At 70.4% G+C, this 13,671-nt stretch carries 14 protein-coding genes; 8 read left to right on the top strand and 6 right to left on the bottom strand.

The features are described 5' to 3' along the window. Positions 1 to 373: 373 nt before the first annotated feature. Positions 374 to 838 (bottom strand): winged helix-turn-helix transcriptional regulator, encoded by a 465-nt coding sequence (locus tag AB0I28_RS03905; RefSeq protein ID WP_357489164.1) that lies wholly within the window; start codon positions 836 to 838, stop codon positions 374 to 376. Positions 839 to 1,231: 393 nt separating this feature from the next. On the opposite strand from AB0I28_RS03905, the gene AB0I28_RS03900 reads away from it, so the two are divergent. After that, positions 1,232 to 2,833 (top strand): DEAD/DEAH box helicase, encoded by a 1,602-nt coding sequence (locus AB0I28_RS03900; RefSeq protein ID WP_357489163.1) that lies wholly within the window; start codon positions 1,232 to 1,234, stop codon positions 2,831 to 2,833. A gap of 55 nt (positions 2,834 to 2,888) precedes the next feature. Here AB0I28_RS03900 and AB0I28_RS03895 read toward each other — a convergent pair whose 3' ends face one another. After that, entirely contained in the window at positions 2,889 to 4,061 is a 1,173-nt protein-coding gene (locus AB0I28_RS03895; protein WP_357489162.1) for an amidohydrolase, read from the bottom strand. Between the two features lie 154 nt (positions 4,062 to 4,215). Between AB0I28_RS03895 and AB0I28_RS03890 the strand changes: the two genes are divergently transcribed. After that, positions 4,216 to 4,746, top strand: a complete 531-nt coding sequence (locus tag AB0I28_RS03890; RefSeq protein ID WP_357489161.1) for a GNAT family N-acetyltransferase — start codon at positions 4,216 to 4,218, stop codon at positions 4,744 to 4,746. 29 nt (positions 4,747 to 4,775) lie between these two features. Here AB0I28_RS03890 and AB0I28_RS03885 read toward each other — a convergent pair whose 3' ends face one another. Both AB0I28_RS03885 and metF read right to left on the bottom strand, forming a co-directional pair. After that, positions 4,776 to 5,327, bottom strand: coding sequence for a CDP-alcohol phosphatidyltransferase family protein (locus AB0I28_RS03885; protein ID WP_357489160.1), 552 nt, complete (start codon positions 5,325 to 5,327; stop codon positions 4,776 to 4,778). A 63-nt stretch (positions 5,328 to 5,390) separates the two neighbouring features. Next, positions 5,391 to 6,308, bottom strand: a complete 918-nt coding sequence (gene metF / locus AB0I28_RS03880) for a methylenetetrahydrofolate reductase [NAD(P)H] (RefSeq protein WP_357489159.1) — start codon at positions 6,306 to 6,308, stop codon at positions 5,391 to 5,393. Positions 6,309 to 6,545: 237 nt separating this feature from the next. Here metF and AB0I28_RS03875 point away from each other — a divergent pair, with 237 nt between their 5' ends. The 3 genes from AB0I28_RS03875 (at position 6,546) to AB0I28_RS03865 (ending at position 10,543) form a co-directional block, all read left to right on the top strand. Next, the gene (locus AB0I28_RS03875; protein WP_357489158.1) at positions 6,546 to 8,540 is read left to right on the top strand and encodes a TPM domain-containing protein; all 1,995 of its coding nucleotides are present in this window, start codon (positions 6,546 to 6,548) and stop codon (positions 8,538 to 8,540) included. Positions 8,541 to 8,566: 26 nt separating this feature from the next. Continuing rightward, positions 8,567 to 9,283: a PspA/IM30 family protein gene (locus AB0I28_RS03870; protein ID WP_357489157.1), complete on the top strand. Its 717-nt coding sequence runs from the start codon at positions 8,567 to 8,569 to the stop codon at positions 9,281 to 9,283. Between the two features lie 168 nt (positions 9,284 to 9,451). Beyond that, positions 9,452 to 10,543: a polyprenyl synthetase family protein gene (locus tag AB0I28_RS03865; RefSeq protein ID WP_357489156.1), complete on the top strand. Its 1,092-nt coding sequence runs from the start codon at positions 9,452 to 9,454 to the stop codon at positions 10,541 to 10,543. A gap of 3 nt (positions 10,544 to 10,546) precedes the next feature. Here AB0I28_RS03865 and AB0I28_RS03860 read toward each other — a convergent pair whose 3' ends face one another. Together AB0I28_RS03860 and AB0I28_RS03855 are read right to left on the bottom strand one after the other, a co-directional pair. Further along, on the bottom strand, positions 10,547 to 10,855 hold the full coding sequence (locus AB0I28_RS03860; RefSeq protein ID WP_357489155.1) for a lycopene cyclase domain-containing protein: 309 nt from the start codon (positions 10,853 to 10,855) through the stop codon (positions 10,547 to 10,549). After that, entirely contained in the window at positions 10,852 to 11,181 is a 330-nt protein-coding gene (locus AB0I28_RS03855) for a lycopene cyclase domain-containing protein (protein ID WP_357489154.1), read from the bottom strand. Before AB0I28_RS03855 ends, AB0I28_RS03860 begins: the two co-directional genes overlap by 4 nt. A 406-nt stretch (positions 11,182 to 11,587) precedes the next feature. Here AB0I28_RS03855 and AB0I28_RS03850 point away from each other — a divergent pair, with 406 nt between their 5' ends. The 3 genes from AB0I28_RS03850 to AB0I28_RS03840 are packed head-to-tail and all read left to right on the top strand — an operon-like array spanning position 11,588 to position 13,656. Further along, complete coding sequence (locus AB0I28_RS03850; protein ID WP_357489153.1) at positions 11,588 to 12,067, top strand: hypothetical protein; 480 nt, start codon at positions 11,588 to 11,590, stop codon at positions 12,065 to 12,067. A 24-nt stretch (positions 12,068 to 12,091) separates the two neighbouring features. Then, a complete protein-coding gene (locus tag AB0I28_RS03845; protein WP_357489152.1) occupies positions 12,092 to 12,883 on the top strand; it encodes a class I SAM-dependent methyltransferase in 792 nt (263 codons plus the stop codon). Continuing rightward, entirely contained in the window at positions 12,877 to 13,656 is a 780-nt protein-coding gene (locus AB0I28_RS03840) for an alpha/beta fold hydrolase (RefSeq protein ID WP_357489151.1), read from the top strand. Before AB0I28_RS03845 ends, AB0I28_RS03840 begins: the two co-directional genes overlap by 7 nt. Positions 13,657 to 13,671 lie beyond the last annotated feature (15 nt).

Raw genomic sequence — 13,671 nt, 5'->3', positions numbered from 1 at the left:
GCAGGAGAAGGTAACAGGGCCACGAAGCCGGTCAGCGCTTGTAGCGATCGAGGAGCTCAGGTGTCGACGAAGGTCCGGACCGCCCGGCTTGGAACGCCCCCGCGGCCCCCGACCGCCACGCTGAGCCGGCCGGCAGTGCATCCCTCACTAAAGGCCATGACCGCCCGTCGCCCCCGGCAGCGCAAGATCAACGCCAGGCGCCCTGTTCTTTGGAGAAGGGTTTGCCTGTCAGGTGTCGCTTCCCGCGCTGCGGAATGACATAATATAGGCTTATCACTCTAGAAGTTCAACCTGAAAGAGGCAGCCCTTCGGCTGCCTCTTTATATTGGTTCGGATCTAGCCTCTGAGCAGGGCTTCTGCCAGATCCTCGCCCTCAGGACGCGGTCTTCTTAGCCCCCGCCAGGTTGGGCACCCGGCCTTCGTAAGGGGTCGACAGAACGATCGTCGTGCGGTGGGTGACTCCCGCTTCGGATCGGATGCGGGCGAGCAGGCGTTCCAGCGCGGTCGGTCCGGACACCCGGACCTTCAGCAGATAGAAGTCCTCCCCCGCCACCGAATGGCAGTCCTCGATCTCGGGCAGGGCGGAAAGTCGCAGCGGCGCGTCATCGTCGGCGGCCGGGTCGATCGGGCGTATGGCGACGAAGGCCGTCAGCGGGAGACCGGCCTTCTCGTAGTCGAGCTGCGCGGTGTAGCCGAGAATGACCCCGCGCTCCTCCAGGCGCTTCACGCGCTGATGAACCGCCGAGGTCGACAGTCCTACGCGTTCGGCGAGTTCGGTATAGGACATGCGGCCGTCCTCGGTGAGTGCGGCCACGATCAAGCGGTCCAGTTCCTCCACACCGACACGGTACCGGCGCGGACCTGCGATGGCGCGCGCGAGCGCTGCCGAGGGCCGCCGGCGAAAGTACGCCGGCCGTTCACCCGGGACGCCGAGTATTGTTCATCCCCTGGTCAGGATGCCTGCCCACAGCCGCCGGCGGTCGTGCGGGCCATACCCGAAAAGGTGTGCTCCCCCACGCTTATCCCCCTGCGTGTCATGTTTGCCGCGTCCTGCCCGTACACTTTGATTCCGGCCGCCATCGCGGCCGCATTCGATTGGGTATCACCATGCCGGTGGCGCCCAGGCGCGTACCGAGCATCCGTCGCTGATCGCATACAGGCGGTCCTTCCCAATGGGATTGGGAACCGGACGGGACTTTGGCGCGTGCTTTAGATCCCGAAAGGTTCATTCTTGACTGTCAATACCGACATGCCCACGTTCTCCGAACTGGGTCTGCCGCAGGGTGTCGTCGACGCGCTCGCCGAGCGAGGCGTGACCACCCCCTTCCCGATCCAGGCCGCCAGCATCCCCGACGCTCTCGCGGGACGCGACATCCTGGGCCGTGGCCGTACCGGCTCCGGCAAGACGCTCAGCTTCGGCCTGCCGCTGCTGACGCGCCTGAACGGCAAGCGCTCGAAGGCCCGCAAGCCGCGGGGCATCGTCCTGGTCCCCACGCGTGAACTGGCGATGCAGGTCGCCGACGCGCTGGAGCCCTACGGCAACGTTTTCAACCTCGACATCAAGGTCGTCTGTGGCGGCACGTCCATGCAGCGTCAGATCTTCGCGCTCCAGCGCGGCGTCGACGTCCTCGTGGCCACGCCGGGCCGCCTGCGCGACCTCATGGCGCGCGGTGTCGCCGACCTCTCCGAGGTCGACATCGCCGTCCTCGACGAGGCCGACCAGATGGCCGACATGGGCTTCCTGCCCGAGGTCATCGAGATCCTCGACAAGGTCCCGCCCGGTGGGCAGCGCATGCTGTTCTCGGCGACCCTCGAGAACGAGATCGACACGCTCGTCAAGCGTTACCTGCGCGAGCCGGTCACCCACGAGGTCGACCCGTCCGCCGGGGCGGTCTCGACGATGGAGCACCACATCCTCGTCGTGAAGCCCGGCGACAAGGCCGCGGTGACGGCCATGGTCGCCGCCCGCACCGGCCGGACGATCGCGTTCGTGCGTACGCAGCTGGGCTGCGAGCGGGTCGTGGAGGAGCTCAACGCCGGCGGTGTCCGGGCGCTGGCCCTGCACGGCGGCATGAACCAGGCCGCGCGCACCAAGACCCTCGCCGACTTCAAGGACGGCCGGGTTCCGCTGCTCGTCGCCACCGGTGTGGCCGCGCGCGGCATCCACGTCGACGGTGTCGACATGGTGCTGCACATCGACCCGGCGGGTACCGCCAAGGACTACCTGCACCGCGCGGGCCGTACGGCGCGTGCCGGTGAGAGCGGCACCGTGGCGACCCTGGTGCTCCCCCACCAGCGCCGCGGGATGTTCAAGCTCCTGGAGGAGGCCGGCGTCGACGCCGTCCGCCACCGGGTCGAAGGCGCGTTCACCCCGGAGCTGACCAAGATCACCGGTGCCCGTTCGATCGCGGACATGCGCGCCGACGCGGCCACCCGGGCGGTCGAGGACGCCGAGGGCGAGATCGTGGCCCTGACGCGCAAGCTGCAGGCCGCCGAGGACCGCCTCATCGACCTTCAGGACCGCGCGCGTCGCGCCGCCGAATACGCCGAGGGCGTTCGCAACGGCACGATCACGCCCGAGGTCGAGCGTGAGCACCGCCCGCACCGCTCGCAGAGCAAGAGCGGTGGCTGGGACCGCAAGCCACGTGAGCAGCGCGGTGGGACCGGTCGCGGCTACGGCGAGCGCAGCTCGTCCTATGGTGGCGGCGAGCGCGGTGGCCACGGCAAGCGCGACGACCGTCACCCGCGTGACGGCCACCCGCGTACGTCGGGCGGCTACCGGGGTCAGGGCGGTCGCAAGGACCGTCCGAGCTACAACGACCGCACCCGCTAGACATCGGCACGGAAACGGCCCCCACCGCCACGGTGGGGGCCGTTTCGTGTTCTGTTCAGGGCTGGTGCCGGTAGACCTCTTCGCCCTCGATGTAGGCGACCTCGACGCGTGAGTAGACGTCGAGCGGGTCGCCCGACCAGACGCAGAGGTCGCCGTCCTTGCCGACGGTGAGCGAGCCGAGGCGGCTGTCGACGCCCATGATCCGCGCCGGGTTGATCGTGAGCGACTCCAGCGCGGTGGTGCGGTCGAGGCCTTCCTTGACCGCGAAGGCGGCTTGGTGGACGAGGTGGCTGATGGGTACGACGGGGTGGTCGGTGGTGATGGCGATGGTGACGCCCGCGGCGGCGAGGAGGCCGGGGTTCTGGATGGAGCGGTTGCGGACCTCGACCTTGCTGCGGGAGACCATGAGGGGGCCGATGATGACGGGGATGCCCTTGCCGGCGATGACGTCGGCGAGCAGGTGCGCCTCGGTGCCGTGGTCGATGACGAGTTCGTAGCCGAACTCCTCGGCGATGCGCATGGCGGTGGCGATGTCGTCGGCGCGGTGGCAGTGCTGGCGCCATGGGATCTCGCGGTCGAGGACGCGGACGAGGGCTTCGAGTTTGAGGTCGCGGTCGACGGGTTTGCCGTCTTCGGCGGCGGCGAGTTTGGCCTTGTAGTTGGCGGCGTCGACGAAGGCTCCGCGGATGACGGCGGCGGTGCCCAGGCGGGTGGAGGGGGTCTGCTTCTTGTCGCCGTAGACGCGCTTGGGGTTCTCGCCGAGGGCGGACTTGAGGCCGCTGGGGGCGCGCATGGCCATCTCGTCGACGGTGCGGCCGACGCATTTGATGGCGACGGTCTGGCCGCCGATGGGGTTGCCGCTGCCGGGGTTGACGTTGACGGCGAGGACTCCGGCGGCGACGGCGTCGGCGAACCCGATCTCGGCGGGGTTGATCGCGTCGAGGGCGCGGACGTGGGAGGTGACCGGGTCGGTCATCTCGTTGGTGTCCTGGCCGGCCCAGCCTTCTCCTTCTTCGTGGACGCCGAGGTGGACGTGGGCGTCGATGAGGCCGGGGACGATCCATTTGCCGGTGGCGTCGACGATGTCGGCGCCGTCGGGGACGGGTGTTCCGGAGTCGCCGACGGCGGTGATGCGGCCGTCGGTGATGACGACGACGCCTTCGTCGATGGGTTCGGCGTCGATCGGCAGGACACGTCCGCCGGTGAGGGCGAGGATGTGGGTGGACACGTCGGGCTCCAGGGTCGGCGAAATCTTGCGGTCGGGGTCTGTTCTACCCGACGGTCGCGGGTGCTCGTCACCGATCCGGCCGGTGGGTGACGCGGGCGGCCATCGCGTAGCGTGCAGCCGAGACCTGGGGTAGCTGGTGAGGAGCCGTACGTTGATGACGCTGACACATTGGACACCGGAGGACCTCTCGTCGCGGGTCGACGAGGTGCTCTCGGTGTACGCCGAGGCCATGGGTTATCCGGCCGAGGTGGCGCGGATGCGGCAGGGTTTCGTGGTGTCGCATTCGCAGCGTGAGGGGTTGCGGGCGGTGGCGGTGACGGCGGCCGACGACCGGCTGCTCGGGTTCGGCTACGGCTATCTGGGCGGGCCCGGGCAGTGGTGGCACGATCAGGTCGGTGAGTGGCTGACGCCGGAGGAGTACCGGCGGTGGATGAGCGACGTGTTCGAGCTGGTGGAGTTGCAGGTGCGTCCGGAGGCTCAGGGCCGAGGGCTCGGCGCGCGGTTGCTGGCGGAGCTGCTCGGGGACGCGCCGGGGTCGACGGTGGTGCTGTCGACGCCGGAGGCCGACGAGTCGAAGTCGCGGGCGTGGCGGCTGTACCGGCGGACGGGTTTCGTCGACCTGGCCAGGCACCGCCTGTTCCCGGGGGACGATCGGCCGTTCGCGATCCTGGGGCGCGACCTCTAGGCTCGTCTCGTGGGTCCGCCGGCCGCGCTCTAGCGCAAGGTCGAGCCGACGACGATCAGCAGCTGTACGAAGCCGAGGGCGCCGAGCAGTGCCCACGCGGTCGCGGCGAGGCTGGCGATGCCGGTGGCGAAGCCGGCCGACATGCCGTCGCCGAGGACGACCGCGGCTCCGGCGACCACGAAGCCGATGACGGCGATGAGGACGCGCATGTTGCGTTCGCCGAGTGTCTGCATGCCCGGTTCGGTCATGCCTTCGCCGACGGCCTTGGCGCGGACGTACTCGTGCATCCAGGACAAGGCGCCGGCGAGGACCACGACGCCGCCCATGGCGCCCAGGACGTAGAAGGCCCACAGCCAGGCGCCTTCGGCGATCCGGGCGCCCAGGGCGTCGAAGACCTGGCCGCGGGCGCCGCGGCGTCCGGTGTGGACCGTCAGGGCGCTGCGGGCGACGTCGGTGCCGGCGGTGGTCAGCACGAGTACCGCGGCGACGGCGACGAAGACGCCGCCTCTGCGCGTTATCAGTGGTGTGACGATCCCGGCGGTCACCCCGATCGCCGTGAGGGTTCCCGGTCGTATCCGCATCGCCGATAGGGCTCGACCGGTCAAGCTGCCCGCGGCCGCCAACGCACTCATGGCATTTGGATATCAGACGTGGGCGACCGAACGCAGGTTTTGCCAGATCTCGCGCGTGGCGGGCGAGCGGTTCATGGTGATGAAGTGGATGCCCGGCGCGCCTTCGGCGAGGAGCCGTTCGCACAGTTCGGTGGCGATCTCGACGCCGATCTCGCGTACGGCGACGGGGTCGTCGGCGACGGCGTGGAAACGGTCGCCGACGGTCTTGGGGATGTGGGCGCCGGAGAGTTCGGCGATGCGTTCGAGGTTGCGGACGTTGATGACCGGCATGACGCCGGGGACGATCGGGACGTCGCAGCCGGCGGCGACGGTGGCGTCGCGCAGGCGGGCCCAGTCGGCCCAGTTGTAGAACATCTGGGTGATGGCGAAGTCGGCGCCGGCGCGGCATTTGGCGACGAAGTGGCGGATCTCGCTGTCCCAGTCCGGTGAGCGCGGGTGGCGTTCGGGGAACGCGGCGACGCCGACGCTGAAGTCGCCCGACTCCTTGATGAGCGACACGAGTTCGTGGGCGTGGGCGAGACCGTCGGGATGTTCGACCCATTCGCCGCGGACGTCACCGGGCGGGTCGCCGCGCAGCGCGAGGATGTTGCGGACGCCGACCGCGGCGAAGTGGCCGATGAGATTGCGCAGTTCGGCGACGCTGTGGTTGACGGCCGTCAGGTGCGCCATGGGGAGCATGGTGGTCTCGGTGGCGATGCGGTCGGTGGTCTCAACGGTCTTGACGCGGTTGCCGCCGCCGGCGCCGTAGGTGACCGAGACGAAGGACGGCTGAAGCGGTTCGAGTTCGCGCAGCGCCGTCCACAGTGTCGTCTCGCCCTTCTCGCTGCGCGGCGGGAAGAACTCGAAGGAGAATGTGGGCTCGGCTGCGGCGACCAGATCCCCGATGGCGGGGGGCTGGCCGGGCATCACCGACGGGGCACCGAGTGTCACCCACTGAGAGTAACGGGCGGGGCGCCGCGGCGAGGCGACCGGTGAGGACTTGGTCAACTGGTGGGACGGGGCGTTTCCGGTGGTCCCGAGCGCCCTCGTCCGGTCCGCACCGGGTGGAGTGATCATTCGTTTCACCGTCCGGGACATGACCGAATTGTTAGTCTCATTCGGAATTGTCCGCTCGTGTGCGGGTGAAGGGGAGCTATGGCGCTGCGCGGGCTAATAAGGCTGGTCGCGGTGGTTCTTCTCGTCCTGTCGACGCTCATTCCCACGGGTGCCGCGTCGGCCGAGGAGCCCGTGACGCTGTCCTCCGGCCAGATCACCGACAAGGTCGACGCACTGGGGTCGCGCGAGGGCGAGGTCACCTCGGCCCTCGACCGGCTCAACGCGGCCCACGGCGTCCAGCTCTTCGTCGTCTACGTCGCCGACTTCTCCGGGCGCAACGCACAGACGTGGGCCGACGACACCGCGACGCAGAACGGCCTCGGCCGCCGCGACATGCTCATGGCGGTGGGCACCTCGGTGCGCCAGTACGCCGTCTCCGTCGACGCCGACTTCGCGCTCAGCGACGCCCAGCTCGACGAGGTCGCGCGGGTCGCGATCGAGCCTCCCCTCCAGCAGAACGACTGGGCGGGCGCGGCGATCGGCGCCGCCAACGGCTACGACGCCACCCTCTCCGGCCTGCCCGTGCCGGGCGTGGCCATCCAGCCCGGCGAGGCCGACCCAGGCGGCGGGGACAGCGCCGCCAGTGCCTGGCTGTGCCTGCTCGTGGTGCTGGTGATCGCCGTGCTCGCCGCGCTCATCTGGTGGTTCATGCGCAAGCGCACCACCCAGACCACCCGTGCCGCGACCGGCACCGCCGACCTCACCGGCGTGCCGCTGCCCGAACTCGACAAGCAGGCCAGCCAGCTGCTCATCGACACCGACGACGCCGTGCGCACCAGCGAACAGGAACTCGGCTTCGCCACCGCGCAGTTCGGCGAGGAGGCCACCGCCCGCTTCGGCGAGACCGTCGCCGCGGCCAAGGAGCACCTCAACGTCTCCTTCCGCCTGCGCCAGCGCCTCGACGACTCCGAACCCGAGGACGACGCCGCCCGGCGCCAGATGCTCACCGAGATCATCGCCCGCTGCCAGGAGGCCAACACCCAACTGGACGCCGAGGCCGCCGACTTCGACCGCCTCCGCGACCTCGGCAGACGCGCGCCCGAGGCGATCGGCGAACTGGAGGGCACCGCGCAGACGCTCACCAAACGACTCGAAGGCGCTCGCGGCACCCTCGCCACGCTCACCGGCCGCTACCCGCCCGGCGCCGTCGCCACCGTCGCGGAAAACCCCGACCAGGCCGCCGCCCGACTCGCCTTCGCCGACGAGCAGCTCAACCTCGCCGGAAAGGCGCTCGGCACCGGAGACGGCAACAAGGCCGCCGTCCTCGTTCGCGCCGCCGAAGAGGCGCTCGGCCAGACCGGGCAGCTCATCGAGGCCGTCGAGCGCCGCGTCACCGAACTGGAGCAGGCCGAGACCGGGCTGAGCGGGCTGCTCACCGAGACCGACAGCGACCTCGCCGAAGCCCGTGCCGCCGTGGCCGCCGGAAAGGAAGGCGCCGGGCTCGCCCAGTCGCTGGCCCGCACCGAGAGCGTCGCCGAAGGCGTCCGGAGGGAGGTCGCCTCGGGCTCCTACGACCCGCTCGACGCCCTCCGCCGTCTAGAGGAGGCCGACACCGCCCTCGACAAGGCGCTCGCCGACATCCGCGACCTCGAAGCCCGCCGGCAGCGCGCCCGCACCAGCCTGGAACAGGCCGCCCTGGCCGCGCGCAGCCAGATCGCCGCCGCCGAGGACTTCATCAACACCAACCGCGGCGGCGTCGGCTCCGAGGCCCGCACACGCCTCGCCGAAGCCCGCCGCCAGTACGACCGGGCCGTGGAACTCAGCGGCACCGACCCCATGGCCGCACTCGCCGCCGCACAGCAGGCCGACCAACTCGCCGCCTCGGCCCGCGACCTGGCCGAAAGCGACGTGCGCGGTTACCAGACCCCGTCGATGCCCGGCGGTTTCGGCGGCGGAGGGAGCGGCGGCGGTTCGACCGCGGCCGTTCTCGGCGGGATCCTCATCGGCGGTCTCCTCGGCGGTGGCGGCGGGGGTCGCGGCGGTTCGGGCGGCGGTCCGCGGATGACGCCCGGCAGTTTCGGCGGTGGCGGCACGCGTGGCCGCCGCGGCGCCGGTGGACGTTTCTGAGCACTCGACGAACAGAGGATGAGGACATGGGTGAGAAACAGACGATCTTCGGGCGCGTCGCGCAGCTGGCGAAGGCCAACATCAACGCATTGCTCGACTCGGCCGAGGATCCGGCCAGGATGCTCGACCAGATGATCCGCGACTACTCCAACAACATCAGCGAGGCCGAACAAGCCGTCGCCACGACCATCGGCAACCTGCGCCTCGCCGAGGACGACTACAACGCCGACGTGCAGGCCGCCAAGGAGTGGGGCGCGAAGGCGAGCTCGGCCAGCTCGAAGGCCGACGAGCTGCGCACGTCCGGCAAGACCGAGGAGGCCGACAAGTTCGACAACCTCGCCCGGGTCGCCCTCGGCCGCCAGATCGACGCCGAGAACGAGGTCAAGGCCGCCGAGCCGAACATCGCCGCGCAGCGCGACGTGGTCGACAAGCTCAAGTCGGGCCTGGAGCAGATGAAGATCAAGCTCACCGAGCTCAAGGGCAAGCGCGACAGCCTGGTGGCGCGGCAGAAGTCGGCACAGGCGCAGAACAAGGTCAACGACGCCGTCAAGAGCGTCAACATCCTCGACCCCACGAGCGAGATCAGCCGCTTCGAGGACAAGATCCGCCGCGAGGAGGCGCAGGCCCGCGGCGCGCAGGAGCTGGCGGCGTCGTCGCTGGACTCTCAGTTCGAGAGCCTCGACAAGCTCGGCGACGAGGCCGAGATCGAGGCCCGGATGGCCGCGCTGAAGGCGGGATCCTAGACCAGTGAAAGCTCACGCCTTTCCGCCCGGCGTTCTCACCGCGCCGGGCGGAACCTCGCGTTCAGGTCCGGGTGAGCGCTTCGCCTCGCCGTCGCCGTTCGGTGACGCCGCTTTCATCTTGGCGCCACCCGCTGCGGCGGTCGTGATCGCAACGGATAGCGTCAATACGTGACCAACGCAGGCACCGGACGGCCTTCCTCCCCCCTCGACACCGCCAACCTGGGCGCCCGTGTCGAGAAGGCCCTCGAGGAGTTCCTCGCGCGGCAGCGTCCTCGCCTGACCGACATCGACGGCGCGCTCCTCCCTGTCGCCGAAGCCCTCGAGAGCTTCGTTCTCGGCGGCGGCAAGCGCATGCGCCCGGCGTTCGCGTACTGGGGCTTCCGGGGCGCCGGCGGGACCGACAGCGAGCAGCTGGTCGCCTGTGTGGCCTCCCTCGAACTCCTGCAGGCGTCCGCCCTGATCCACGACGACCTGATCGACGCCTCCGACACCCGCCGCGGCGAACCGGCGCTGCACCGGCGCTTCGCCGGCCAGCACGTCGCCAACGGCTGGTCGGGTTCGGCCGGGGAGTTCGGCGCGGCCGCGGCGATCCTGCTCGGCGACCTGTGCCTGTCGTGGTCCGACGAGCTGTTCTGCGACGCCGGCCTGCCCGTCGACGCGGTGATGCGGGCACGGCCGGTCTTCGACGCGATGCGCACCGAGGTCATGGCGGGGCAGTATCTCGACGTGCTCGCGCAGGCCTCGCGGGACACGACCCTCGAGCGCGCGGGGAAGGTGGCGCGCTACAAGTCGGCGAAGTACACCGTCGAGCGGCCGCTGCTGATCGGCGCCGCCCTGGCCGACGCCCCGCCCACCCTGTCGGCGGCGTACTCGGCGTACGGACTCCCCCTGGGCGAGGCCTTCCAGATGCGCGACGACGTCCTCGGCGTGTTCGGCGACCCGGTCCGCACCGGCAAGCCCGCCGGCGACGATCTGCGCGAGGGCAAGCGCACCTACTTGATCGCGGCCGCCTACCAGACCGCCGACGCGCCCCAGCGCGCCCTGCTCGACGCGAGGCTGGGCGACGCGGGGCTCGACGCCGAAGGCGTGGCCGCGCTGCGCGAGGTCATCAGCGACACCGGCGCCCTGACGCGCACCGAGGACCGGATCACCCGCCTCGCCGAGGAGGCCGCATCGGCGCTGGCCGGAGCCGACGTCGACGACGCCGCCCGCCCTGTGCTGGAGCACCTGGCCACCGCCGCGATCCAGCGGGTCCTCTAGGGCTCAGGCCTTCGACTCACGGCGTTCGCGCCACACCCACACCGACAGGGTCGCCAGCACCAGCGCGAAACCGAAACCGAGATCCTCGACCGGCGCGTGGAACACGCGCAGGCCGAGAATCGTGTCCGGCCGGTAGTGGACGACGCCGGCCGAGGACAGCACACCGTTCGACAGCAGCTGGAAGACCAGCACGATCGGGTAGGTCAGCCACCACGTCAAGCTGCCCAGGAGCCGGGTCCGCAGCACGAAGAGGTCGACCACGACCGCAACGAGGACCATCGCGGCGGCGGTGACGGTGTAGGCGGCCGTCATCGCCCGGCCTTCCCGAGCCGGCCGAGCACCGTACGGACCGCCTCGAAGCCGAGGATCGCGCAGACGGGCACGACGAGGAAGAACAGGACCTCTTCGAGCGGGATGCCGCCCGGGAGGACGAGTCCGAGGACCGCGCCGGTGTCGAACCACCACCAGCCGGCCAGGATCGCGGCGACGTCGATGAGCAGGAACGGCACCGCCACCAGCGAAATCGTGCGCAGCACGCGCCGGTGGCGCGCGAGAACACCGACCTTGAGGACCGGTTCGAGCCATCCGGCGCAGGCGAGGCATCCGAGCAGGACTCCGAGATAGATGAGTGACCGCATGACTACTCCCTCGCCCGTTCAGACGATGCAGCCTCATCCATCACGTTGATTCCCGTTCTTTTGCCCTCACACCAGCGACCTATCCCGCCGCGGCTCGTTGAACTCAGTGTCGCGCAAGAACGTGATTGCGCGGAGAGGCGGGGGACGGTGGGCACCCGCGCGGCGCCGGACCTGTGCATCTGAGGGGATTGCACCGGTCGAGGCGACGCAGGTGCCCACCACGAACCCCCTCTCCGGGCGATCACGTTCGCGCGGCGACGTCAGTTACATACCTCCTGTCGGTCCACTCGCGCTCGTCGCGAGTGGACCGTCGTATATCACGGTCGGCCGTCACCATCCTTCGCAGAACTCGGCGGCACTCCTCCCGGCCCGTGGACTCCGGACGATCCATGCTGGAAGGACACTCGTGAGACCTTTGCGCACTTTGACCAGGGAGTTCCGCGTCGCGGGCAGATCGCTGCGCTACGACCTGCGCAACCGCCGCGGCTCGATCCGCCTGCTCGGCGCCGTCGTGGTGCTGGTGGCCGCGACCGCGCTCGTCATCGCCACCGGACTGCTCGGCAGGCTCAGCGGTGGTGGAGCCACGAACGAGGCGGCCGAGGACGGCAACGGCCACAGCGGGCAACCCGCGGGCATGGCCGAGCAGTACCTCAACCCGCAGGCCAGCGCGGGGTTCCCCTACCTGGGCTCCCCCGCCTCCTCCCCCTCGCGCTCGTCGTCGCGGCCTTCGGCCTTGCCCTCGGATCACAGGCCGAGCCCCGGCCCGCGCCCGACCGAGACGTCGAAGACACCGACGTCCTCGCCGAGCCCGACACCGACCGACTCGGCCTCCCCCACGGAGTCGCCGTCACCGTCAGATCCGGCACCGAGCGCCCCCGGGAACTGAGCTCCGCCCGGTAGGTTGTGGACCATGACGACCGCCTTCACCGACCGGACCGCACTGAGCACCGCCGCATACGTCGACGAGCGTCCACTGGAGACGCGCCGGGCGATCTACGACTACCGCCGCCCTCGCCTCGACCTGGTCGGTGAGGTCGTCCACCGTCTGCGCGATATCCCAGCCGGGGTCGTGGCCGATGTCGGCTGCGGCTCCGGCGCCTACACGAAGGCGCTGCGCGCCGCGCGGGCCGACCTCGACGTGCTCGCCGTCGACCTGTCCTCCGGCATGGTCGGCGTCGCCGGTCAGCCCGGGTTCGTCGCCGACGCCATGACGCTTCCGCTCGCCGACGACTCCTGCTCGGCCGTCCTCGCACTGCACATGCTCTACCACGTGCCGGACCCGGCTGCCGCCGTCGCCGAGTACGGGCGAGTCCTGCGCGCCGACGGCAGCTGCCTGATCATCGGCAACGGTCCCGGTGACAAGGTCGAGTTCAACGAGGTCTGGAGCCGCGCCACCCGCGAGGTCACCGGCCGCGACGAGGTCGGCATCTTCGGACCGCACATCCTGCACTTCGGCGGCATGGAGAAGCTGGCCGGCGAGGTCTTCCCCACGGTCGAGCGCATCGAGTACTTCGGCCGTACGGTCGTGCCCGATCCCGGCCCGGTCATCGCCTTCATCGACTCGACCCGTCACCTGAACAGCGCCCCGGCCTTCGACGCCGTCCGCGACCGCGCGGCCGAGATCGTCACCGACATCGTGGCGCGCGAGGGGGCGTTCACCTTCAGCAACCACCTCGGCATGATCCGGGCGATGCCGTGTTGAGGCGGCCTGACGAGGGGGCGCTGACCCTCCACACCGACGACGGGGTCCGCCTGGACGCGGTGCACCTTCCGCCCCGCCAGGACTCCGACCTGGTCATCGTGGCCGCGCACGGGTTCACCGGGACCTGGCGCAGCCCGCGCTTCCGCAACATCATGGAGGTCCTGCGCGGCTACGGCGGCGTGATGAGCTTCCAGTTCCGCGGGCACGGCCGCTCGACGGGCCTCTCGACGCTCGGCGACCGGGAGGTCCTCGACCTCGACGCCGCCGTCGTCCACGCGCGCGGGCTGGGCTACACCAAGGTCGCGCTCCTCGGGTTCTCCATGGGCTCGGCGGTGGTCGTTCGCTACGCCGGTCTCTACGGCGACGTGGACGCCGTAGCGGCCGTCAGCGGGCCCAGCCGCTGGTACTACAAGGGGACCCCGCCCATGCGGTGGCTGCACCGCGCGGTGGAACTGCGGCTCGGCCGGCTGGTGAGCCGGACGGTGCTGCGGACCCGGATCGCCGACGGCGGCTGGGCCGAGGAACCGCTGCCTCCGTGGCAGGCCGCCGCGCGGATCTCGCCGATCCCGTTCCTCGTGGTGCACGGCGACGCCGACAAGTACTTCCCGGTCCGCCACGCCCACGAGCTCTACGACGCGGCCGCCGAGCCGAAGGAGCTGTGGATCGAGAAGGGCGTCGGGCACGCCGAGGCGGGCATGACGCCACCGGTCGTGCACCGGATCGCGCGCTGGCTCACCGCACGGGTCCGAGAGCCGAAGGGGAGCTCCACGTAGTTCTGCGCGAGAGGC

Source organism: Phytomonospora sp. NPDC050363 (assembly GCF_040655735.1).
Lineage (GTDB): Bacteria > Actinomycetota > Actinomycetes > Mycobacteriales > Micromonosporaceae > Phytomonospora.
The sequence above is the reverse complement of the archived record's forward strand: the minus strand, read 5'-3'. Positions and strand labels throughout refer to the sequence as shown.